This window comes from Leptolyngbya sp. AN02str (assembly GCF_050565595.1).
GTDB lineage: Bacteria > Cyanobacteriota > Cyanobacteriia > Elainellales > Elainellaceae > Kaiparowitsia.
Genome location: NZ_JBNXVR010000043.1, coordinates 1 through 22,995 on the forward strand (window position 1 = coordinate 1; position 22,995 = coordinate 22,995).

General features: G+C 53.7%; 18 protein-coding genes. 12 read left to right on the forward strand and 6 right to left on the reverse strand.

All coding sequences use genetic code 11. The annotated features are described in order from the left end of the window. Positions 1–75: 75 nt before the first annotated feature. Complete coding sequence (locus ACQ4M4_RS23365) at positions 76–1,680, reverse strand: gluconokinase (RefSeq protein ID WP_430686882.1); 1,605 nt, start codon at positions 1,678–1,680, stop codon at positions 76–78. A gap of 258 nt (positions 1,681–1,938) precedes the next feature. Between ACQ4M4_RS23365 and msrB the strand changes: the two genes are divergently transcribed. The 8 genes from msrB to ACQ4M4_RS23405 all read left to right on the forward strand — a co-directional run bounded on the left by msrB (position 1,939) and on the right by ACQ4M4_RS23405 (position 9,056). Next, on the forward strand, positions 1,939–2,352 hold the full coding sequence (msrB, locus tag ACQ4M4_RS23370) for a peptide-methionine (R)-S-oxide reductase MsrB (RefSeq protein ID WP_430686883.1): 414 nt from the start codon (positions 1,939–1,941) through the stop codon (positions 2,350–2,352). Between the two features lie 388 nt (positions 2,353–2,740). Continuing rightward, positions 2,741–4,036 carry an adenylosuccinate lyase gene (gene purB, locus ACQ4M4_RS23375; protein WP_430686884.1) on the forward strand — a complete coding sequence of 432 codons (1,296 nt, stop codon included), beginning with the start codon at positions 2,741–2,743 and terminating at the stop codon, positions 4,034–4,036. A gap of 373 nt (positions 4,037–4,409) precedes the next feature. After that, positions 4,410–5,555 (forward strand): tetratricopeptide repeat protein, encoded by a 1,146-nt coding sequence (locus ACQ4M4_RS23380; RefSeq protein WP_430686885.1) that lies wholly within the window; start codon positions 4,410–4,412, stop codon positions 5,553–5,555. Between the two features lie 202 nt (positions 5,556–5,757). Beyond that, a complete protein-coding gene (locus tag ACQ4M4_RS23385; protein WP_430686886.1) occupies positions 5,758–6,825 on the forward strand; it encodes a hypothetical protein in 1,068 nt (355 codons plus the stop codon). Between the two features lie 277 nt (positions 6,826–7,102). After that, on the forward strand, positions 7,103–7,891 hold the full coding sequence (locus ACQ4M4_RS23390) for a histidine phosphatase family protein (RefSeq protein WP_430686887.1): 789 nt from the start codon (positions 7,103–7,105) through the stop codon (positions 7,889–7,891). A gap of 268 nt (positions 7,892–8,159) precedes the next feature. Next, positions 8,160–8,660 (forward strand): cytochrome b, encoded by a 501-nt coding sequence (locus ACQ4M4_RS23395; RefSeq protein ID WP_430686888.1) that lies wholly within the window; start codon positions 8,160–8,162, stop codon positions 8,658–8,660. Continuing rightward, complete coding sequence (locus tag ACQ4M4_RS23400; RefSeq protein WP_430686889.1) at positions 8,647–8,829, forward strand: hypothetical protein; 183 nt, start codon at positions 8,647–8,649, stop codon at positions 8,827–8,829. Before ACQ4M4_RS23395 ends, ACQ4M4_RS23400 begins: the two co-directional genes overlap by 14 nt. Next, positions 8,802–9,056, forward strand: a complete 255-nt coding sequence (locus tag ACQ4M4_RS23405; RefSeq protein WP_430686890.1) for a hypothetical protein — start codon at positions 8,802–8,804, stop codon at positions 9,054–9,056. Before ACQ4M4_RS23400 ends, ACQ4M4_RS23405 begins: the two co-directional genes overlap by 28 nt. A gap of 359 nt (positions 9,057–9,415) precedes the next feature. On the opposite strand, the gene acs is transcribed toward ACQ4M4_RS23405, so the two are convergent. Next, complete coding sequence (gene acs, locus ACQ4M4_RS23410) at positions 9,416–11,386, reverse strand: acetate--CoA ligase (RefSeq protein WP_430686891.1); 1,971 nt, start codon at positions 11,384–11,386, stop codon at positions 9,416–9,418. Positions 11,387–11,872: 486 nt separating this feature from the next. Then, entirely contained in the window at positions 11,873–12,655 is a 783-nt protein-coding gene (locus ACQ4M4_RS23415; protein WP_430686892.1) for an ABC transporter permease, read from the reverse strand. 1,098 nt (positions 12,656–13,753) lie between these two features. Here ACQ4M4_RS23415 and ACQ4M4_RS23420 point away from each other — a divergent pair. Continuing rightward, positions 13,754–15,424, forward strand: a complete 1,671-nt coding sequence (locus tag ACQ4M4_RS23420; RefSeq protein WP_430686893.1) for a heparin lyase I family protein — start codon at positions 13,754–13,756, stop codon at positions 15,422–15,424. Positions 15,425–15,608: 184 nt separating this feature from the next. On the opposite strand, the gene ACQ4M4_RS23425 is transcribed toward ACQ4M4_RS23420, so the two are convergent. Continuing rightward, positions 15,609–15,944, reverse strand: coding sequence for a hypothetical protein (locus ACQ4M4_RS23425; RefSeq protein WP_430686894.1), 336 nt, complete (start codon positions 15,942–15,944; stop codon positions 15,609–15,611). A gap of 154 nt (positions 15,945–16,098) precedes the next feature. Here ACQ4M4_RS23425 and ACQ4M4_RS23430 point away from each other — a divergent pair, with 154 nt between their 5' ends. Next, positions 16,099–16,575: an Lrp/AsnC family transcriptional regulator gene (locus ACQ4M4_RS23430; RefSeq protein WP_430686895.1), complete on the forward strand. Its 477-nt coding sequence runs from the start codon at positions 16,099–16,101 to the stop codon at positions 16,573–16,575. Here ACQ4M4_RS23430 and ACQ4M4_RS23435 read toward each other — a convergent pair. After that, positions 16,572–17,894, reverse strand: a complete 1,323-nt coding sequence (locus ACQ4M4_RS23435; protein ID WP_430686896.1) for a hemolysin family protein — start codon at positions 17,892–17,894, stop codon at positions 16,572–16,574. The two genes, ACQ4M4_RS23430 and ACQ4M4_RS23435, sit on opposite strands and share 4 nt — an antisense overlap. A 72-nt stretch (positions 17,895–17,966) precedes the next feature. On the opposite strand from ACQ4M4_RS23435, the gene ACQ4M4_RS23440 reads away from it, so the two are divergent. Together ACQ4M4_RS23440 and mfd are read left to right on the forward strand one after the other, a co-directional pair. After that, positions 17,967–18,152, forward strand: a complete 186-nt coding sequence (locus tag ACQ4M4_RS23440) for a hypothetical protein (RefSeq protein WP_430686897.1) — start codon at positions 17,967–17,969, stop codon at positions 18,150–18,152. A gap of 62 nt (positions 18,153–18,214) precedes the next feature. Next, complete coding sequence (mfd, locus tag ACQ4M4_RS23445) at positions 18,215–21,694, forward strand: transcription-repair coupling factor (RefSeq protein WP_430686898.1); 3,480 nt, start codon at positions 18,215–18,217, stop codon at positions 21,692–21,694. Positions 21,695–21,777: 83 nt separating this feature from the next. Here the strand turns inward: mfd and ACQ4M4_RS23450 are convergent, their stop codons facing one another. Next, a complete protein-coding gene (locus tag ACQ4M4_RS23450) occupies positions 21,778–22,986 on the reverse strand; it encodes a ferrochelatase (RefSeq protein WP_430686899.1) in 1,209 nt (402 codons plus the stop codon). Positions 22,987–22,995 lie beyond the last annotated feature (9 nt).

A 22,995-nucleotide genomic window follows, 5' to 3' on the forward strand; every position in this document is an offset into this window, starting at 1 on the left:
CCCCCCCCCCCCCACAACACCAACACACCAGATTTAGTGGGCTTGTGTAAGTTCTGCGTTAGTTAAACCAACGGTTTAACCAACAGTTCTTTGAAACTGGGCGATCGCGCTAAATTCCTCCACCAGATTGGCATATAGCCTACGGTAAATCGGGTGTAGCGTTTGATAAATGAGCATTGCTTCTGGAGTGGGGCGATGGCGATGGGCATGATTTTGTGGCGATCGCCCATCCTCCAGGTTGGCTATGGCTCCAACGGCTAGCATGGCCAGCTGAGCTGCACCCAGGCCGCTCGCTTCATACACTTCTGGAATGATGACCTCATAGCCAAAGACATCGGCCATCATTTGCCGCCACAGGCTGGATTGAGCAAAGCCGCCTGATGCCCAAATTTGAGGAGATCGCTCGGCATCATCCACCAAAATTGACACAACATCGTACACGCTAAAAAGAATGCCTTCTAATACGGCACGTGCCACATGATGACGGCGATGGTGATATGCCAGGCCGAATAGAACTGCTCGTGCATCGGCGTTCCAATGGGGAGCCCGCTCTCCGGTTAAAAACGGGAGAAAAATTAAGCCATTGGCTCCAGCGGGTGCTTGTTCTGCTAAGGCCATGATCAGGGGATAAACGCTAAGGTTTTGCTGTTGAGCCTGGATTTGCTCAGGTTCACAAAAGCGATCGCCAAACCAGCGCAAGGCCAACCCGCCGTTGTTGGTGGCTCCTCCCACCAACCATTGGTGATCGGTAACGGCATAGCAAAAGGTGCGACCGTTGGCGTCAAATATGGGGGTTGGGCGCAACTGCCGTACGGCTCCACTGGTGCCAATGGTGACGGAAATGGTATTGGGAGCGATCGCCCCAACCCCAATGTTGGCGCAGGCTCCATCGCTACTTCCAACCACAATCGGCATATCGCAACACAGACCCATCACCCTAGCTAGGTCGGGTTGAAGCCCAATCAACCTATGAGTTGGAGCGACCACCTCGCTCAGCTGCTGACGGTGAATCCCTGCCACATCCAGAGCGATCGCATCCCAGGTGCGCTCTTCCACATGCAGCAACCCCGACGCCGACGCCGTGGCGTAATCCACCACATACGCTCCACACAGGCGATGCAAAATATACTCTTTGATGGAAATCCATTTAGCTGCTTTTGCTAGCGTTTCGGGCTGGTGTTGGTGAAACCACAGCAGCTTGGTGAGGGGCGACATGGGGTGAATGGGCGTTCCGGTGTGGTGGTAGAGCGTAATGGCTGCATTGGTTTGCTTGAGCTGGGCGGCTTGCTCGGCACTGCGGGTATCGGCCCAGGTTAGGCAAGGGGTTAGCGGTTGGTGGTGCTCGTCTACCGCGATGAGGCTGTGCATAGCAGTGCTAAATCCCAAGGCGGCGATCGCACTTGAGGCGACATTGGCTTGCTGCACCGCCTGCCGCACGGTCTTAACCACTGCCGCAAAAATAGCGTCGGGCTCTTGCTCGGCCCAGCCTGGATACGGAACTTGGAGCGTGTAGCCCTGAGCCGCCATGCTGATCACATTGCCCCGCGTATCCACAACCAAGGCTTTGGTGCTTGTGGTGCCCACATCTACCCCGACAAACAAGGGCAACTGGATTGGGGTTGGGGTAGAGATTGATGGGATTGGGTTGGGGGTTCGCTTGGGCGTTGGGGGTGTCGGCATTGTGCGGCCAGCTCTCATCCTCCCCACAGCTTACGTTAAGTTAGAAGACGTAAGGTCTGTAGTAGGTGAGATGCGATCTCGCACCTCGCTCCCCTACAGCCCGTAACAGAACACTCAATGAACCGACGAAAACTCCTCGAGGCGAGCGCGTTTGTATTGGGCGGAACCTGGTTGCTGAGCAAGCTCGTAACCGAGATGGCCGCTTCTAACTCAACCGAATTCGCGACTCTCCCATCAACCTCAACTACTGACACTGATATGACAACGTCGAACGAACAATTTGCAGTCAACAAAACTGAGCAAGAGTGGCGCGAAATCCTCACCCCAGAACAGTTTCATGTGTTGCGCAAGCACGGTACTGAGCGCGCTGGCACTAGCCCGCTCGACAAAGTGTACGAACCCGGTATCTATAAGTGCTCGGGCTGTGGCACGCCGCTGTTTAAATCGGAAACTAAGTTTAACAGTGGTACTGGCTGGCCCAGCTTTTATGCACCGATTGATGGGGCGATCGCCACAACCGTCGATCGCTCTCTGTTCATGACTCGGGTAGAAGTTCACTGCGCTACTTGCGGCGGACACCTGGGCCACGTCTTTCCCGATGGCCCTGCCCCCACCGGACAACGCTACTGCATGAACGGCGTTTCGCTAGAATTCGTTCCTGCCGAAAGCTAAGTTTCCTAAGCAGGTGTTTACTCAAAACTGGGTTGCACCATGGTGGCAAAGGATGGGTGATTGCCCATCCTTTGCTGTTTTTGGGCTAAATTCTGCGGTGTTCAGCAATCGGAATTATCGGAATTTCATCATCTGTTTGATTGCTTTCAGAGCCATTTTACGGGTTGGGCAATGCCGATCGCTAGTCAAGAAATTGCCGCTGATTGAGTACTCAGGCTAGGGCTGGAAATTTGGCTCCAAGCGACTGGTGAGGCCAGCGCAATCGCTTAGCAACCTTAAGTTCGCTATCAAAAATTGGGGGAGAAATCGCATAGCCCGGATATCCCCATCCTTAATCGTTGCCTTGCAGTAGTAAAATGTATCGGTTGTTTTTGTTAAGTGATTAGCCTTGATTGAGCGGTATACTCTGCCCGAAATGGGCAACCTTTGGACTGATGACTATAAGCTGCAAACCTGGCTGCAAGTAGAGATTGCGGTTTGCGAAGCCCAGGCAGAGTTGGGATACATCCCCCAAGACGCAGTCGATACCATCAAGGCAAAGGCAAAATTTGACCGGGCGCGTGTGCTGGAAATTGAAGCCGAAGTCCGCCACGATGTGATCGCCTTTTTGACCAATGTGAATGAGTACGTGGGTGAAGCGGGTCGTTATATCCACTTGGGGATGACCAGTTCGGATGTGCTGGATACGGCGCTGTCGCTGCAAATGGTGGCTAGCCTGGATGTGATCATGACTCATGTAGAGAACCTGATTCAGGCGATTCGCTACCAGGCGCAAAAGCACCGCGATACGATTATGGTGGGACGATCGCACGGCATTCATGCGGAACCGATCACCTTTGGCTTTAAGCTGGCGGGTTGGCTGGCGGAAATGTTGCGCCATCGCGATCGCCTGTGCCGTTTGCAAAAGCAAATTGCAGTTGGCAAAATTTCGGGTGCAGTGGGTACCTATGCCAACGTGGATCCCCGCATTGAGGCGATCGCTTGCCAGAAGTTGGGTCTGGAACCGGATACGGCTTCGACTCAGGTGATCTCGCGCGATCGCCATGCCGACTATGTGCAGGTATTGGCGCTGGTGACGGCCTCCATTGAGCGGTTCGCGGTGGAAATTCGTAACTTGCAGCGGACGGATGTGCTGGAGGTTGAGGAGTTCTTTGCTAAAGGGCAAAAGGGATCTTCGGCAATGCCCCACAAGCGCAATCCCATTCGTTCAGAGCGGTTGACGGGAATGGCTCGCCTTGTGCGGGGTCATGCGGTGGCCATGATTGAGAATGTGGCGCTATGGCATGAGCGCGATATTTCCCATAGCTCGGTGGAGCGGGTGGCACTGCCGGATTGCTGCATTCTGACGCACTTCATGCTGGTGGAAACGACAGATCTGATCAAGAATCTGCTGGTGTACCCCGAAAATATGAAGCGCAATATGAATGTGTATGGTGGGGTGATCTTTAGCCAGAAGGTGCTGTTGGCGCTGGTGGATAAGGGGTTGAGCCGCGAGGAGGCTTACGCCATTGTACAGTCGAATGCTCATGCGGCGTGGAATACGCTAGATGGGGATTTTCGCGCGTTGATTGAACAGGATGAGCGGGTGACGAAGCACTTGTCGCCTGAGGCGATCGCCACCTGTTTTGATCCGCAGCAGCATCTCAAGCATTTGGATGTGATTTACCAGCGGCTCAATATTTAAGCTCGCAGGGAAATTACATTTCTAAGATTTTTGGCCTCTTTTTCGCGGTTTTAGCGCTGAAAAAGAGGCCAATTGCGTTAGTTATGATGCCAATCCGCCCACTGGGTTAGGGCTGGGGCGATGTACCACACGGGCGCGGATTGGGGCTTACACTCGACCCCTCCCTCCCTCTAGCTCTTCCCGATTCCCTGCTCCCGACTTCCCATTCCCTCCCTAGCCCCTAGCCCCTAGCCCCTAACCCCTCCCTCTCTTCCTCGGCGCATTCCTGCTCCACCTTGTACAGTGAAGCTAGTGTTTTCGCGGGCGGCACAGGTGAGGTGCTTGAGCGGCCGATCGCTGTAGGTTGCAGTGTTGTAGGGGCATGCGTTCACTGATGAGTAGTTTTTCGGGATCATTTAACCTGATTGGGTTGATTGGGCTGGCGGGGGCTGTTCAAGCTCTGTTGCGGCTGCGAAAAAACTGGCAAGAATTTTGGAGCGATCGCATTACGCCAGAAGATCGAGTGTTGGCCCAACAAATCGCTTTCTTTTGGCTGGTGCCGTTGGGAGTGCTGCTGCATGAGGTGGGGCACAGCCTTGCCACCTGGCAAGTTGGCGGCATTGTTCAAGAATTTTATTGGGGTTTCTTTTGGGGCTATATTCTGCCGGTGGGCAATTTTCGTCCGATGGAGCTGTGGTGGATTGCCCTAAGTGGCAACTTGGTGTCGGTTGCCGTTGGCCTGGTGGTGGTTCCGTTCATTCCCCGAGTACGCCGCACGCTGGCAGAAATTCTCTATGCCTTTGCTCGCATTCAGTTGGTGTATGCGCTGATTGGCTATCCGCTGTTTTCGCTGCTGCTGCGTCGGGGAGATTGGCTCATTATTTACAACGTGATTACGCATCCCTATGCGTGGCTGTTGTTGGTGGCGCATGTGGGATTGGTGTGGGGGTTGTGGTGGCTGGATCGCAGTCCACAAGCGCTGAACTGGCGGCTGGCGCGATCTCCCCGCGTGGTGGATGAATGGCGATCGCTACGAGACAAGGCGGTCGCCCATCCTGACGAGGCTTCGAGGTATATGGACGTGGTCGATTTTTTGCTGCGCCACCAAGAGGTGCAGGCGGCACAACAGGCCATGCAGCGAGTGCGACAGTTGGCCCCAACCGATGCGCGATCGCAGGTGTTAGAGTTGGCGATTGAGTACAGTCGGCAAAAATTTCGCCAACTTGTTCGGCGTGGCAAACCGTTGTTGGAGCTGGATTTGCACCCGGCGGATCGGCTGCGGCTGCATCGGTTGCTGGCGGCATCCCTATTTCAGCTACGGCAACCTACCGAAGGGCTGCGCTATGCCTCGGCTGGCTTGGAGCAAGACCCGAATGATTATCGGTTGCGCTACATGCGATCGCGCTTATATATGGCGCTACGACGACCCGAAGAGGCCCGCCTGGATTTGGAAGCTGCGTTGGAAAGTGCTCCAGAGGATATGCAGCCCGAATTGCAGCGGTTGCTTGCCCAGGGGAAGGGGCGATCGCCCGCTCCATGACTCTGGATGGGGCTCTAATTTGATTTCCTCAGAGTGTGTAACGCTATTTAGCGGTTACGTAACGTTGGGTAAGGCAGTGCAAGGAAATATCAAAAATTCCTTAAATCCGCACAGTCGGTTCCCTGGATAAGAAGAAGCTCCGCATAATAGACCCATGCCATAGTGCTGCGGGCGCTAAAGTGTTCGTGATTGTTCGATAGGTTTGGGCGGCCCTCGCTACGTTAAGGGCTGGCAAACATCAATTTCGTTAACGGTGCGATCGCTACCACCTGCATCAGTACCACCTGTATCAGTTGGTGCATCGCTTGCCCCGGTGTTATGGCACCACCAAGCCCCGTGTTGGGATTTTCTGGCTATGCTCGATGCCACATTGACCCGCTGGTTTGAAGAGCCGTCTGATGTGATCTCGATACGCGATCGCGTTCAAATTGCTCTTGCAACTGCCGAAGAAGATATTCTGAAGTCGCTGTTGCTCAACTGCACACCGCCCCTCACGCAGCCCCACCGCCTGGGCTCGGTATCGGCCAAGGTTGGGGTGCCGATGGAGTCTCACCGTACGGCAGATGGCGTGATCTCGTTTGAAGCGGTGAACTGCGTTTTGGCGCGATCGCCCGATGAAATTGAGGAATATGTGGCCGCAACTGCCGAGCCGCATTTGCGTCAGCGTGAATACCTGATGCTGACCCGCTACGAGTCCGAAACCTACACGCTGGGCCAAAATGTATCGCTGGCCCAGGCGATCGCGCTGCTGGCCCAGTCGGGCTTTTCTCCCCAGCAAATTGACGACATCACCCACCTCCCCACCGAGGCATGGCATCGCTCGTGGTGGTATGTGGTGGATGCGTTGGGGAATTTTTCGGTGCCATTTTTGCGCACCATGCGCACGCTGCATTACCCCGATGGTACCCTCACGCTGCAATACAAAGACTTCTATTCGCAAGACAAACCGCCCTGTTTTGCCCGCCACGAACAGCGAGTGCTAGTAGAGGTTCGCTCCGAGCAGCGCAGCTTCCGAAAAACGTTGGAGCGCATCAACCTATTTCGGGAGCACTTGGGCACCACCCATGCCATTCTCATTTGCGATGAGCTGAGCGATTTAGAAACTCGCGGCTTTATGAGCCAAGGCATTAGCATTTACAGCACGAAAGAAATCACGGTTCACACGCGCGCCAACTGTGCCCACTGTGCCAACTCTGGCTGCGCTTTGAATGGAAATACTGACACAGGCGTACTCATGTGCGATCGCTTTTGCCTGAATGAATTGGGCTAATCCCTGAACTTCGAGCAGCACAAAGTGTGTGACTGGGCGCAGCCAAACAATGCTTCGACCCAACGATTCCCTGCAAGCTTGGTGCGGTGGAATTGAATTCTTGTTTGCGCGATCGCCCAAAGTTGTTCACAATGGGAACTGTTTGCGCCAATGTAAAGACTTGTAAAGAGGGCGATCGCGCTCATCGATTCGAGACGTCTGTTTAGGGCGATGTCGTTCAGCTTGTTTGGCGATTGTCCAAATGTGCATTCGTTGAAGTCGCTTTTATGTCGCTTTCATGTTGAGATCCCATCAAAAGGAGCAATCGGTGGCAGTCGGCGATCGCTCTATACCTACTCAAGGTTGGACTGATGCGCGCAGTTGTGGGCGTGTGTTTGTGCTGGCGATCGCCGTTTTGCTGTCTGGATGTGCTGGACTGCCAGCGGACTTATCCCCCTCATCTACCTCTGTTTCACCGACCCAAACGCCTGCCCCTCAGGTTTCACCTCGGGTTGAGCCTACCGCTTCTGCTCCCCAGGTGATCGCCGCCACCTCTGCCGATCCCGTTCCTGCAACATCGGCAGAACTGTGGGCTTTGCTGCAACAAGCCCAAACTCGCAGCTACGCCCTGCTGTTGCGCCATGCGATCGCTCCTGGAACTGGAGACCCGGCCAATTTTCAGCTCAACGACTGCTCAACCCAACGCAATTTATCGGAGGAAGGACGACAGCAGGCGAGGCAGCTTGGGCAAGCGATGCGCGATCGCGCAATTCCGGTAGCGCGTGTGCTATCGAGCCAGTGGTGTCGTAGTTTAGAAACCGCAGAACTGTTGGATGTGGGAGGGGTTGAGCCGTTTCCTGTGATCAATTCGTTCTTCCAAGATCGCAGCAATGCCACTCCACAAACCAACCAACTGCGCCAATTTTTGATAGAAAACCAGGCAACGCCGGGAGTCATTGTTTTGGTCACTCATCAGGTCAATATTACTGAGCTAAGCCAGATTGTGCCGCAGTCGGGTGAAGCCGTCGTGATGCGCGTCGTAGATGGCGATCGCTTGCAAGTATTGGGACGCCTGCCTCCGCCCTAGTTGGTCTGCCATGTGGACGTTTTGAGCCTTTTAGAGGTTTCAAGATTTTCCAGATTCAGCTGTTTGTGTATGTTCCCTGGTTTGACGTTTTCGATTCAGCCTTTGAGTGAACTTCATCGCTCACCTCCAGCACCATCCTGTTCACCTGAATATTCATCCGACTATGAGCCACACTATCCTTCCTCCATCTTCCAAACATCAGTCACCAAAATCTCCCAAGCCTCAGTGGAACCATGCATTCAAACGCCTTTGGAGCGTTCATTGGGTGATGGCTGGTATCTTCCTGGCAATTTATGGCCTGGGTATTGTGATGACTCGGTTGCCACGTGAAATCATCATTCGTGGTTCCATGTACAATTTGCACAAATCTCTAGGAGTGGTTATCCTCGCGTTGTTGTTGTTGCGGGTATTGACACTGCTACAGGTCTATCGCGGCAAGTATTTCAACCGCAAACCCAAGGCAACTACGACTTGGCTGCGCAATGTGCTGCTGCATACGTTGCTGTATGGTTTGATGCTGGTGGTGCCTGTGAGCGGAATTTGGCTCTCAAATTCCGCAGGACGACCGATTCCGCTGTTTTTCTTCAAGTTGCCCGGCTGGTTCCCGACAAACCCTGTGGTGACAGACTTTGCGCGGGATATGCACTTTTGGCTGGCGTACATGCTGTTAACGCTGGTGGCGGCTCATGGGCTGGTGCAGCATAAGTATGTGCTCAAGCAGTGGAAGAAGTGGACGAAAGGCTTTTCACAGCTTGGTGAAAGATTCTAGACTAGAGCTAAGCCAATGGGCTGAAGCGGTGGGTGAACGGCACAGTGCTGCTCAATGCATTGCTCCGCTTGGCGTTGGCCGATGCGATAACCGAAGTATGCGCATCTTTTTTTCAAACTGTTACTCGAAGGCGATCGCCCCATGGCACGACACACCCAAGCCCACTTAACTCGCAAAATTGAGCGATTTCGCTCCGAAGATTACAAGCAGCTCAAAAAAGAGCAAATGGAATATTACATGGGTGCCAAACTCCTGGAGGTTGGTGTTGATCCCAAGTCGGTGATTTACCGATGGAGCATGGAGCATAAGGGGAAAGACGAAGAGTGGACGATCAGCGCTTATTGGGGAGATTCCAAAGATAAAGTGCTGCAAGAGGAACAGGAATCGAACGCTTAAACGCAAAATCAATCCCGGCTCCCTCCTTCACAACATATGATTTGGGATGAGTGCTGGTTACCGATTGCTGCTTGGCAATTGCTGGTTTGCGATAAGGGTGCACGTTGATGATGCGATGATGATGCGATCGCCATGTTCAGCCAAAAAAACGAGCACAGAAGAATGGCTTCTGCACTCGTTTATGAGCAACTGTTGTGGTAAATGTGAGTTTTGAATACGCGAAAGCCCCATGATTGCGTGCGCGTTACGCCCCAGTCATGGGACTTTTTTGAGGTTTGTGCATTGCGTAAACCTCAAAAAAGCCCTTAACCGAATCTCAGGTCGGTTCAATCGGCTTGAGCCGTGTGCAGTTGGCAGGTTTAGCTGCCTTCACGCAGCTTATCCAGCACAGAGCGGTCTTCTAGCGTTGAGGTATCACCCGAAACTTCTTGCCCCGATGCCAGGTTACGTAACAAACGCCGCATAATCTTGCCCGAGCGCGTCTTGGGTAGCGCATCGCTAAAGCGAATTTCGGCAGGACGAGCCAACGCCCCAATTTCGCCTACTACATGTTGCTTCAGTGCCTTAACCAAGTCGTCGTTAGGAGCGGCTGTTCCTTCTAAGGTGACAAAGGCGACAATTTCTTCACCCTTCAGTTCATCGGGCTTGCCCACTACCGCAGCCTCGGCCACTGCTGGATGCGACACCAACGCTGACTCAATTTCCATCGTGCCCAAGCGATGACCCGATACGTTGATTACGTCATCGACCCGGCCCATAATCCAGAAGTAGCCATCCTCATCACGCCGAGCGCCATCCCCGGCAAAGTAGAGGTATTGGCCATCTACCGGGGCAATGTGCTCCCAATAGGTGCGGCGGAAACGATCATCATCGCCAAAGACGGTGCGCATCATTCCCGGCCAGGGATGACGCACCACCAAATAGCCACCCTCGTTTGTCCCAACAGAGTTGCCATCCAAATCCACCACATCGGCCAAAATGCCAGGGAAGGGGAACGTGGCAGAACCCGGCTTGGTGGGAACGGCACCCGGCAGGGACGTGATCATGTGGCCGCCAGTTTCGGTTTGCCACCAGGTATCTACAATGGGGCAGCGCTCGCCACCAATCACTCGGTGATACCACATCCAGGCTTCGGGGTTGATGGGTTCGCCCACGGTGCCCAATAGCCGTAGCGATGACAGATCGCGAGCATTGGGATGCTCTTCGCCCATTTTGATAAAGGCGCGAATGGCGGTGGGTGCGGTATAAAACACCGTTACACCATACTTTTCAATCACATCCCAAAAGCAGCCCGGATTGGATGCGCGGGGTGCGCCTTCATACATGAGCGTGGTGGCACCGTTGGACAAAGGGCCGTAAACGATGTAGCTGTGGCCGGTAATCCAGCCAACATCGGCGGTACACCAGTACACGTCGGTATCTTGAATATCGAAGACCCACTTGGTGGTCATGTGAGTGTACAGGTTGTAGCCGCCTGTGGTGTGAACCACGCCTTTGGGCTTGCCGGTGCTACCCGAGGTGTACAGCACAAAGAGCAAGTCTTCGCTGTTCATGGGTTCGGCGGGGCAATCGGCAGAGGCCTGTTTTTGCAGCTCGTGCCACCAGTGGTCGCGGCCCGATTCCATGTGTACGCCTTGCTTGGTGCGCTCTACCACCAGCACATTTTTGACGGTGGGCACGACCCCATCAGCCAATGCTTTATCCACCTGATCTTTTAACGGAACGATCGCATCTTTGCGCCAACCACCATCTGCGGTGATGACGGCAGTTGCTTTGCCATCAATCAAGCGATCGCGCAATGCCTCGGCACTAAAGCCCCCAAACACCACCGTGTGAGCAGCCCCAATGCGAGCACAGGCCAACATGGCGATCGCTGCTTCGGGAATCATTGGCATGTAAATGCCAACCACATCCCCCTTTTGCACCCCCAGATGCTTGAGCACATTAGCAAACTGGCAAACTTCGCGATGCAGCTGAGCATAGGTGAGCGTGCGAGAATCACCCGGTTCGCCCTCCCAAATCAGCGCCGCTTTGTTTTTGCGCCAGGTAGTGAGGTGCCGATCCAAACAGTTGTAGGAAATGTTGATCTTGCCACCATCAAACCATTTGGCAAATGGGGGCTGCCAATCGAGTACGGTGTGCCATTTCTCAAACCAGTGCAGCTCTTTGGTGGCCAGATCTTCCCAAAACTTTGTGGGGTTGGCCTTGGCCCGATCAAATAACTGTTGATACTCCTCCAGACTTTTGATGTAGGCCTGTTGGGAGAACGCCGCCGGGGGATTGAAGACGCGGCCTTCGTGAAGAATAGATTCGATCGTGGGTTGCGACATAGCGTAGGGTCAATGAAAATCTAGCAACGATAGTCTGGCCAAGGGTTCTTGTAGCTGAAGTTACCCTTTCAAAACCATACGTTTTCTCGGTACCTCAAGGCTAGTCTGGTAGTTTTTCTTTATTTTTTAGTGGAGGTCGGGCTAGGGGCTAGAGAGGGAGTGGGAAATGGGGAGTCGGGAGTGGGGGAAAGGGTTAGGAGTTAGGGGCTCGGGAGGGCTCGGGCATAAACCCCAATCCGCGCCCGTGTGGTACATCGCCCCAGCCCTAACCCGGTGGGCGGATTGGCATGGAGCGGTTAACCCCTTGCGGGGGGGGCTGGGGGAGTCGAGTCCCCCAGAAAGCGGGGGAACGGGGGGAAGTCCCCCGAAGCAAGGTTTTTCGCTGTTTAGGAAAGTGCGAAGTGGGACGGTTACGCAGGTCGAGAGCTAGTTACTGCCTATCGAGCAAGACTATATATATGTATGTTGGGATAAATACCGCAGTGGTTAGCTAGAGGCGCTGGTGTAAAAGCGGAGGGCAAAGTTCCAAAAGGTGCGAGATACAAAGAAAAGGGCGATCGCCAATCCAGCAGCAGCGATAATCCAGGTCAACTCGGTGCGACCCAGCAGGGTTTCTGCCGGAATCGATGTGAGAAACGCCACCGGAACAATAAACGTGAAAAAGAAGCGATAGGCCACAGGGTAAGCCACCATCGGAAACCGCCCCGCCTCAATGAGCCCACGCAGCACTTCAGTAACGTTGTAGATTTTGACAAACCAAATGCTGGTCGCACCCAACATAAACCACAGACTATACAAACTGATGAGCCCAAATGCGAGGGGAACCGCCCCAGCAAAATAGGCATACCAGGGAATGTCTAGCCGACTGCCCGCATAGCCCAGCACGATCGCCCCAAATAATAGATCGGGAAATCCCCAGGGTGATATGGTGCGCGCCGATAGCCAAAACTGCGAGCTAATGGGCTTGAGCAGCACAAAATCCAGCGTACCTTCCTGCACCTGCTTCACAATTTGGTTCAGGTTGGGGCTAAGAAACGTAGCCGCAAATCCCTGCAACATGGTGAATACGCCCAGCACCACCAGCGCCTCATCCCAGCTCCAACCGTCAAACGTATAGTTTGTCCGGTAGAACAAAAACAGCCCAAACAAGCTACCCGACAAGCTGCCCAGGCTACTGAGTGCCGCCACTACAAAGTTGATGCGGTACTCTAGCTCGGCGGCGATCGCCGTTCCCCAAAACAACCGCAATACCCGCAAATATCGCTCCATGGATGCTTGCCCTTGTAATTTCCGTGGTTGTACGTAGCTTTCGCAATTCCTCTATTGTGCCTTGAATCAGCTAGCCCTGGCAGGCCCCAGTATCCCAAAGCTTTGGCTCGTCTGCTGTTGCGATGCCTTGAGATGAATTAAGGCTTGAAATTGCCCTTTGTTTGGGCGATCGCTAGCTTCAAAGTGCATCCGTATGAACTCTGAAATACCGCCAATTCCTTTCAGGTTCTTCTTCGGTTTTAAGGCAGATTCAAAATCGCAATACGGAAATTACGGAGCTTGCGATTGAATAAGATAACCTCACGTATAAGCGGTGCTAATTATGCAAAAGTGTCATTTTTCAAATTACGTTTAACTCTGAGTAATCGCTTCGAAATCATTCAATCTAATTTGCCCGTATGTATTGAATAAAAGGCTGTTTTTGTAAGGCAAACTACGGATATTTGCCGAAATCTCAGTTTTTTCAAAATGGCTGTAATCCTTTTGTAGTAATAGTTTTGGGTTGTAAATTGGTCAATTCGACAGTAAGAATACGGAACTTTGATAAGGCCGATCTGTGCTCTTAAAAATCAATTCCGTAGTTACAACCAAATTTCTAATCTTTTGAAGATTCGCTCACAAAAGCCTCCGGTCGAACCCAGAACTTCATGAAAGCTTAATTGGAAATCATCGGAAGATTACACAAAAAAGTTGCCTTCCGGTGAGTGCCTGGAGTTAGTTCAGAGGCTTGTGAATATGAACACAAATACCGTGATCGATCAGTCTGGAATTGGAGCAATATCCACCGATAATTTGACTCCGAAGCTTCCAAGTGATCCATCGAAATTAGGTGCCTCAATCAATTCTGATGTGGATCAAGCGATCGCCCTGCTATCGCAACCAACCTCCGGCTCCGAAGAAAACTCCTTTGGACAATTCAGTTCTTCATCTGTTCCACAAGCAAGCTCAAGTACCTCTCTGTACGCGAGCAGCAAAGAGTTGACGGGAAATAGCACAGTAGGAACACCATCCTCAACCGATGGTTTAGGCAGCAGCACGAGCTCAAGCAAATTTTCGGTAAGCTCGCTTCTCTCCCCCATTCGCCTAGAAGCAGAGAACATGAAGCTTAGCTCGTACTGGGTCGAGCAATCTTCGGTGGCCAGCGGCGGCAAGATGGCAAGCTTGCTCGGTGGCGCAGAAAACCAAACTGGAAAAGCCACAGGCAAGTTTCAAGGGCCATCCGGCACATACGACGTCGTTCTGGCCTACTTCGATGAAAGTGATGGTGTAGGCTCCATCGAAGCCAAAGTAAACGGCAAAACCATCAGCAAAACCGTGATGGATGCCAACTTGGATTGGAGAGCTAACTCCCAGAGCTATACCTCCAAGGTGGTCGCCAAAGGCGTTTATCTCAAAGCTGGTGACACCATTGAGCTGGCTGGCCAAGAGAACAGTGGAGAGCACGCCCGGATTGACTATGTTGACTTTGTGCCGACAAAAACTCAGGCTGTCGCCTCACCGCAGCCTGTCATCGCCCCCAAATCCACGACCTCATCCTCTCCGCTAACAGCCACCCGCATTGAAGCTGAATCGATGCAACTCAAGGGATTTCGTACCGAGAAAACCTCGGCAGCCAGTGGCGGTAGCTTGGTTGGGCTGCTGGGTGGCAATAGCAACGAGGTTGGAGAAGCAACCGCGACCTTTAATGGTGCTGCGGGCAAGTACAAAGTCGTTCTCTCACATTTTGACGAAGACGACGGCATTAGCTCTGTAGAAGTCAAAATTGACGGCAAAACCGTCAACACCTTTAGCTTTGACAAGCAGCTTGATTGGGCCGCTACCTCCAAGAGCAAAACCGACAGAGTGGTCGCCGCAGACGTTTATTTGCAGAAGGGTTCCACCATTCAAATCATTGGCAAAGAAAACGGTGGGGAACCCGTGCGGATTGACTATATCGATATCCTGCCATCGAATGGTAGCTCAACCGATAATTCGTCGGGCTCGGGTGGCTCCGGCTCCAGTGGCTCTGGTAGCTCTGGTGGTTCGACGGGGAGTACAGGTGGTTCTGTAACACCTCCACCACCTCCGGTCGTGGCTCCTTCCAAGCCATCGTCGGGCAGCAGCATTATTCCCAGCAGTGCCAAGCTGCTATTCTCGAGCGATTTCAGCAACAGCAGTGCGTCGGAGTGGAAGAAGGAACAGGGAGCTTCTCACCAGTTCCGGGTTGAAAATGGTGCCGGTCGATTTGAGCTGCGCAAAGATGATCCAATTGCTGCGCGGGGCAAGCGGGTGGAATACAACACCTATGGTTTGAATACTCTGTCGGGTTCTCACTGGTACACGTTTAAGCTTCAGCTACCTACCAGCTATTCCAAAGACCCAAGCCAAGAGCACATTGCTCAGTGGCAGGGTGCAGTAAATGGCAAGTGGACTTCGCCAAGCATGGCATTGGTCACACGCAATGGTGAGTTTGTGTTGGAGGGTGCCTGGTTTAGCGATAGTGGAGCAACCAAGGTCAATCGCATCAACTACTGGAAAGGTGCCTATGAGCCTGGAAAGTGGGTGGAGTTTACGATGAATGTGAACTTCTCATCGGGTAATGATGGCTTTGTGAAGGTCTGGAAGGATGGCAAGCAAATTGTTGACTTTAAGGGCAAGAACAGTGACCCCTACCGCGATGCGGTTGGCTTGAAGATTGGCATCTACAAGCAGGATTGGGCACGGGGCACATATTCGGCCACGAATACGCGAGTGCTTTACTACGATGATGTGAAAATCCTGAAGGGTTAAACCAATTTGCGGCTGTTTGCCAATGGCGCAAACAGCCGCAAGCTGAACACTTGGTTGTGTGAGTTCGTGATAGGGGCTGGCTGGAGTTTGCTGTTGTGCAGGCTCCAGCTTTTTTATTGAGGGTGTTCGGTGTGGATGGGCCAGCGGTTGAGCTAGGTGGCTGGCATGGGGAGTGAGGGGGGAATTAGCGAGCTAGGCTGGCCCAGAGGGGTGTTAAGTCTTTGGCTGTGGGGCTGGGTTGGTGGTAGGTTTGCTCAATCCAGCGGCGCATTTCGGTTTCGGTATCGCATACAAATGAGCGATCGCTCTGAGGGTCGTATGCGTGCCATTGCATGTGCCCCTGTTGGTTTGGCTTTCTCCAAACTCTTGGCTCTGGTTTTTGGGTCATCCAGCCAACAAGCTGATTGAGGGACTGGCTCCAGAAATGCCGCGTGGGCGATCGCCGAGAGCGCTGCGTTGAGAGGCGAGACGAAACATCAAAGCCAGGAGTGAGTTTTGAGGAAAAATTAAAGCGTGTCATTGGCATCTCCTTATGAATGACCCCGAAGAGCGGACAGTGTCTAGGAAACACCCTTCATTTACATTTCTATGCTAACGATTGCACCTTGATTTTAAGAAGGGTAAATGAACGGTTAAACCGAGATAGGCTTTAAAAAGAAAGTTATTTTTGCCCTATGACTTTAGAAAGCGATCGCCTGTTGGACGATATTGGTTGGGATTTGCTCGATGCCTTGCAGGAGGATGCTCGTTTGTCGTATCGGGAGCTGGGGCGGCGGGTGGGGCTTAGTTCGCCTGCGGTGGTAGAGCGCATTCGCCGTATGGAAGAGGCGGGCATCATTACCGGCTACCGGGTCGAGCTGGATCTCTCCAAGCTGGGATTTAGCATTATCGCGTTTATGCGAATTGAGGCGACTCCAGGCAACTTCGCCAACTTGGCCGATCGGCTCAAGGCCATGCCCGAAGTGCTGGAGTGTCATCGCGTGACGGGAAGTGACGACTATATTGCCAAAGTGGCCGTGTCATCGGTCACCCATTTAGAAGCATTGCTCGATCGCTTTACCGAAAGCCAACTCACAACGTTGATTGTGCTGTCATCGCCAGTGACTCGTCGGGCGATTCACCAACAGGCGCTCAGCGAACGGAGAAGTTAACCGTTGGGATGAATGATGCGATGATCGGCGGCTAAGAGAACTTTATCCACACGGTTGCCATCCATATCCATCACCTCAAACTGAAAGCCCTCCCACTCAAACGAGTCGGCTGAGCTGGGAATGCGCCCCAACTGAGTCACCACGAAGCCACCCAATGTTTGAAAGGTGCCGCGATCTTCTCCCGGAAGGGTCTCTAAATCCAACAGATCTTTGAGGCGATCGATGGGGAGCATGCCGTCCAGCAGCCAGGAGCCGTCGTCGCGCTGAATCATGGGCGATTCGAAGTTGTGATCGATAAAGGGCAGGTCGCCCATAATGATTTCCATCACGTCGTTGAGAGTGACGACACCCTGAATCACGCCATACTCATCCACGGCGATCGCCATGTGAGTTCCCGACTGCTTAAACAGCTCCAAAATTTTGAGTGCGGGAGTACTCTCGGGAATGTAGAGCGGCTGCCGCAAGCAATCGACAAAGTTGATGGGTTGGTTGGTTAGGGTGAGTGAGATTAAATCCGTGATGTGAACAATGCCCAGCACCGTATCCAGCGACCCCTGGCAAACGGGAAAGCGCGTGTGCCCATGTTCAATAATCTTGCGGCGGTTCTCGTCATCCGAGTCGTTGAGATCTAGCCACACCACATCTAAGCGAGGAGTCATGAGGCTGCTGGCTGATTGATCTCCCAGGTGAAACACTCGCTCGACCATGTCTTGCTCGGCTTCTTCAAACATGCCAGCTTCGGTGCCCTGGCGAATGAGCACTTTAATTTCATCTTCGGTCACCATGGGGTCGGTATGATGCGACTCGATGCCCAGCAGTTTCAGCACGGTATCGGTTGACCAGCTCAACAGTTTCACAACCGGATAAGCTACCGAGGATAAAACACTCATGGGCTGGGCGATGCTGGCAGCAATACGCTCAGGACTGCGAAGGGCCAAGCGCTTGGGCACTAATTCGCCAATGATCAGCGTGAAGTAAGTAATGCTAATGACCACAAGGGCAATGGCGATCGCTTGGCTGTATCGAGCGAGCTGCGGCACTTGCCTCATGATCTCGGCTAGGGGAGCGGCGATCGTTGCCCCGCCAAAGGTTCCCGTCAAAATGCCGATGAGCGTAATGCCAATTTGCACCGTTGACAAAAAGTGATTGGGCTCATTGGCTAAGGACAGTGCAGCTTCGGCTTTGAGATTGCCCCGTTCTGCCATTTCCTGGAGGCGGGCTTTGCGAGCCGAAACGACGGCCATTTCGGATAGGACAAATACAGCATTTGCCAAAATCAACAGGAGAACAATGAATACTTCGAGCGCGATCGTGGACATGCAGCAAGAACCATGACTTAGCATCCACTATATAAAGGATTTGGGCTTTCGCTGATCTGCCTCTTTGTAGACGTGTCGTGGATGTGGGTTGAAGCGACGGCTACGGGCTGGTTTGATACGTTACAAAATCTTTGCATAAGGAATTTTGAGGGCTGGCCCAGTGCGATGGGTGCGATGGGTGCGATGGAGTTGGTGGAGCAGATGCCAGGTGGCTATGATTCGGCTCTACCTGTGGAACGAGCCAACGAGCTGAGTTAAAGCCTTTAGAATCAATAAGGATGTATTTGTGACAGGCGATAGCCGAGTCGGGTTTAGCACCTATGGCGTTTTCTTCGATTGTGCGGGCAATGGGGCGATCGCCCCTGACTCAAGAACTGATAACGAAGCTGGCTCAACAGCGATCGCTCGAACTCAATGGCATTGCCCGCATCCCCAAGGGATTGGTGGCCTCGACCTTGGCGCAGGTCCAACAGCGCCCCATGCTCGTTGTGACTGCCACCCTGGAAGATGCCGGACGCTGGACCGCCCAACTCGACGCGATGGGCTGGCAAACGGTGCACTTCTATCCCACCTCTGAGGCATCGCCCTACGAACCGTTTGATCCAGAGTCGGAAATGACCTGGGGCCAACTGCAAGTATTGGCCGATTTGATCAAGAGCCAGGGTGCCGAACCTGCATCTATGGCGATTGTCACCACAGAGCGGGCGCTACAACCGCACTTACCCCCAACGCAGGCATTTCGTCCCTACTGCTTGTCTTTGACCAAGGGGATGGAGCTGGATTTAGAAGCCTTTAGTCGGCAGTTGGCTGATTTGGGCTATGAGCGGGTATCCCTCGTGGAAACGGAAGGCCAGTGGAGCCGTCGAGGGGACATTATCGACGTGTTCCCCGTATCGGCAGAGCTGCCTGTTCGGTTGGAACTGTTTGGGGATGAGCTAGACAAGATTCGGGAATTTGACCCAGCCAGCCAGCGATCGCTCGATAGCATTCCCCAATTGCTGCTGACGGCCACCGGCTTCGGCCCCATGATTACCAGCGCCTTTACCCCCGAGCAGCGGGAGCAGGTGAGCCAATATTTGTCCGATGAGGATCGGGAGCGCTGGCAGGAGGGCATAGTCCCAGATGGCATGCGGCGCTTTTTAGGATTGGCGTTCGACCAACCAGCCTCCATCTTGGACTACCTGCCAGCCAATACTCTGGTCGCCATTGATGAGGAAAACCAGTGCAGTGCCCATGGCGATCGCTGGTGTGACCATGCCGAGGAACATTGGCAGGAAGTGAGTCAGGGGACAGCATTTCCGCCGCCTACGCACCGTTCGTTTGCCGATTCGCTTCAGGCAACGGAAGCGTTTGAGCGGCTGTTGCTATCGGAGCTATCGGAGGCGGGAAGGGGTCTGAACCTGTCGAGCCGTCCGGTGCCATCGATGCCGCACCAGTTTGGCAAGCTGGCAGAGCTGATTCGGGAGGAGCGCGATCGCAGCTTTGCAATTTGGCTGGTATCAGCCCAACCGTCGCGATCGGTGGCCCTGCTGCAAGAGCATGACTGTCCTGCTCAGTTCGTGCCCAATCCCCACGACTACCCGGCGATCGATCGGTTGCAGTCCCAAAAGGTGCCCACCGCGGTGAAGTACACGGGGCTGGCGGAGCTAGAAGGCTTCATCCTGCCCACGTTCCGCCTGGTGGTCATCACCGACCGAGAATTCTTTGGGCAGCACACGCTGGCAACCCCCAGCTACGTACGCAAACGCCGCCGCGCCGCCTCCAAGCAGGTAGACCCTAATAAGCTGCAACCGGGCGATTTCGTCGTCCACAAAAACCACGGGGTGGGCAAGTTCATCAAGCTAGAAAGCCTGGTGCTCAACAACGAAACCCGCGAGTATCTGGTCATCCAGTACGCAGACGGACTGCTGCGGGTCGCTGCGGATCAGCTGAATTCTCTGTCGCGCTTTCGGGGTGTGGGCGAGGCCAAGCCCGAACTCAACAAAATGACGGGCAAAGCCTGGGAACGCACCAAGAACAAAGTTCGCAAGGCCGTCAAGAAGGTGGCGTTCGATCTGCTGCAACTCTACGCGCAGCGATCGCAGCAAGAGGGGTTTTCCTATCCGCTAGATATGCCCTGGCAGGAGGAAATGGAAGATTCCTTCCCCTACCAGCCCACCACCGACCAGCTCAAGGCCATTCAGGATGTGAAGCGGGATATGGAAAGCTCGCGCCCAATGGATCGGTTAGTGTGTGGCGACGTGGGCTTTGGCAAAACCGAAGTGGCGATTCGCGCCGTTTTCAAAGCGATCACCGCCGGGAAACAAGTCGCGTTGCTAGCTCCTACCACCATCCTGACGCAGCAGCACTACCACACGCTAAAAGAGCGATTTGCGCCCTATCCCATTCAGGTAGGCTTGCTCAACCGCTTTCGTTCCGCATCCGAACGGCAGGATATCCTCAAGCGGTTGCAAACGGGCGAGTTGGATGTGGTAGTGGGAACGCACCAGCTATTGGGCAAAGGCGTACAGTTTAAAGATCTGGGTCTGCTCGTGGTGGATGAGGAGCAGCGGTTTGGCGTGAACCAGAAGGAAAAAATTAAAACGTTGCGCACTCAGGTGGATGTGCTAACCCTCAGCGCCACGCCCATTCCCCGGACGCTGTACATGGCACTGTCGGGCGTACGCGAGATGAGCCTGATTACCACGCCGCCTCCGTCCCGTCGTCCGATTAAAACTCACTTGTCGCCCTACGATCCCGAAATGGTGCGTACGGCGATTCGGCAAGAGTTGGATCGAGGTGGCCAGGTGTTTTACGTGGTGCCACGCGTGGAGGGGATCGAAGAAGTTACTTTCAAGCTGCGGGAAATGATTCCCTCGGCCCGAATTGCGATCGCCCACGGTCAAATGCAGGAGGGTGAACTAGAGGCCACCATGCTCACCTTCAACAACGGCGAAGCAGAAATTTTGGTCTGTACCACCATCATTGAGTCGGGGCTGGATATTCCCCGAGTCAACACGATTTTGATTGAGGATGCGCAAAAGTTCGGGCTGTCGCAGCTGTACCAGTTGCGGGGCCGAGTCGGACGTGCGGGTATTCAGGCCCATGCGTGGCTGTTCTATCCCAAGCAGTCGCAGCTTACGGAAGTGGCCCGCCGCCGCCTACGAGCCATTCAGGAATTTACCCATTTGGGTTCGGGCTATCAGCTGGCCATGCGCGATATGGAAATTCGCGGCGTGGGAAATTTGCTGGGTGCAGAGCAATCCGGCCAAATGGATGCGATCGGCTTTGACCTGTACATGGAAATGTTGGAGGAAGCCATTCGCGAAATTCGCGGTCAGGAGATTCCGCAGGTGGACGACACCCAGATCGACCTGAACGTCACCGCCTTCATCCCCGCCGATTACATCCCCGATCTGGATCAAAAGATGAGCGCCTACCGGGCCGTGGCTACCGCTCAAACCCGGCAGGAGTTGACCCAGATTGCGGCAGATTGGAGCGATCGCTACGGCACCATTCCATCAGCGGCTCTCCAGCTGATTCGGGTCATGGAGCTAAAGCAAGTTGCGAAGAAACTTGGCTTTGCTCGTATCAAACCCGAAAACAAGCAGCATGTGGTGCTTGAAACGCCGATGGAAGAACCCGCCTGGAACCTGATGAGGGAAAAACTGCCGACCCATTTGCAAACGCGGTTTGTTTACACGCCGGGTAAGGTCACGGTGCGCGGTCTTGCGGCCCTCAGCGCCGAACTCCAGCTCGATAACCTGATTGACTGGCTCAACCGCATGCAGGGTGCAGTTCCCGAAGCTGTGTTCGCGTAATGTGAGTTCTACGCATGATTCGCAAAAAGCCCGATTTCCTGAATGAGGAAATCGGGCTATTCATCTGACGCGCTTTTACACGCTTAATGATGATGCCCACTATGGCTGTGGTGGTGACCATCGTGGCCATGATCGCTATGGTGATGGTGCCCATGGTCATGATGGTGACCGTGATCGTGGCTGTGGGTTTGAGCTTGCACCGCTGCCATTTGGGGATTGACCGACAGGGCCGTTTCTTCCAAGAGCGCTGCAATTTGCGCATCGGCCCAGTGAGCTGCCATGTGCAAAAACTCGGGACGGTCGTTGACGCAGGGCATTTGCACATAGGTGACTTCGGGGTGCTTGCGTCGTAGCCCGTGGATGATGTGATCGACGTCCAGTAGGGTTTCGTGGTTTTCGGTGGCAAAGCCGATGGGCATAAACACCAGCGCCGTGGCTCCCAGGTCAATTAGGTTGCGGGCGGCCAGATCGGCGTTGGGCTGCGTCCACTCAATCAGCGGCGTTTGGTGATTGAGCCAGCCCACCGAAATTAGGGGATAGCGATGAATCAGCTTTTCGCGCACTCGCTCATACAGCGCTTGGCTTTCGTCAATTCCTGAAGTGAAGCCCTTAGCCTTGTGGGGGCAACCGTGGTTCATGAGGATGATGCCTGTTTGGGATGGCAAGTGAGCCACGGCCAAATCCTTCTGGATCTTTTCCTCGACCATTTTGGCCATCAGGTCAATGTACTCAGGCTCGTTGTAAAACGAAGGAATGTAGCGCATTCCCTTAACCCAATGCTCGGTGCCTTCATACATGTGGGCTAGGGCTTTGTTTACCTGCTCTACGGCAATGCCGCTGGTAAAGATGGAATCGACCACCAGCAGGGGGTAGATCAGAATCTTGTCGAACCCTTCGGATTGGATTTGCTCCAGCACTTGCTCCGGCAGGAATGGCGCACAGAAGTTGAAGGCTTTGAAGACTTTGACCTTTTTGCCCCACTTGGCCTGAAGATTCTGCTCAATTCCCTCGCGCTGCTGCTCAAAGATGGCATTGTGCGGAGAAATGAAGTGGTCGTGCTGGTGTTGCCATTCGTGCAGGTCAAAAACGGCCAACAATTTTGCCAGGGGGGGATACAGCCACAACGGCACTGGGGCGAACTTGGCGGTGAGCAGGTTCAGCGCTTGTTCGTTGTAGTTTGCAAAGTCTTCGTAGCTTTCGACTTCACCATAGCCCATGAGCAATACAGCGATGCGATCGCCTGCTGCTGAATGAAGGGTAGATTCTTGCAGTTTTTCGGGGGTAGCAACCATGCAATGTGT

Coding starts and splice junctions, on each gene's coding strand:
- mfd (WP_430686898.1), top strand. CDS start 18,215: ATGGCGTTTTCTTCGATTGTGCGGGCAATGGGGCGATCGCCCCTGACT.
- ACQ4M4_RS23390 (WP_430686887.1), top strand. CDS start 7,103: ATGTTGAGATCCCATCAAAAGGAGCAATCGGTGGCAGTCGGCGATCGC.
- ACQ4M4_RS23380 (WP_430686885.1), top strand. CDS start 4,410: ATGAGTAGTTTTTCGGGATCATTTAACCTGATTGGGTTGATTGGGCTG.
- acs (WP_430686891.1), bottom strand. CDS start 11,386: ATGTCGCAACCCACGATCGAATCTATTCTTCACGAAGGCCGCGTCTTC.
- ACQ4M4_RS23450 (WP_430686899.1), bottom strand. CDS start 22,986: ATGGTTGCTACCCCCGAAAAACTGCAAGAATCTACCCTTCATTCAGCA.
- ACQ4M4_RS23415 (WP_430686892.1), bottom strand. CDS start 12,655: ATGGAGCGATATTTGCGGGTATTGCGGTTGTTTTGGGGAACGGCGATC.
- ACQ4M4_RS23435 (WP_430686896.1), bottom strand. CDS start 17,894: ATGTCCACGATCGCGCTCGAAGTATTCATTGTTCTCCTGTTGATTTTG.
- ACQ4M4_RS23405 (WP_430686890.1), top strand. CDS start 8,802: ATGGCACGACACACCCAAGCCCACTTAACTCGCAAAATTGAGCGATTT.
- ACQ4M4_RS23395 (WP_430686888.1), top strand. CDS start 8,160: ATGGCTGGTATCTTCCTGGCAATTTATGGCCTGGGTATTGTGATGACT.
- ACQ4M4_RS23430 (WP_430686895.1), top strand. CDS start 16,099: ATGACTTTAGAAAGCGATCGCCTGTTGGACGATATTGGTTGGGATTTG.
- ACQ4M4_RS23365 (WP_430686882.1), bottom strand. CDS start 1,680: ATGCCGACACCCCCAACGCCCAAGCGAACCCCCAACCCAATCCCATCA.
- ACQ4M4_RS23420 (WP_430686893.1), top strand. CDS start 13,754: ATGAAGCTTAGCTCGTACTGGGTCGAGCAATCTTCGGTGGCCAGCGGC.
- msrB (WP_430686883.1), top strand. CDS start 1,939: ATGACAACGTCGAACGAACAATTTGCAGTCAACAAAACTGAGCAAGAG.
- ACQ4M4_RS23425 (WP_430686894.1), bottom strand. CDS start 15,944: ATGACACGCTTTAATTTTTCCTCAAAACTCACTCCTGGCTTTGATGTT.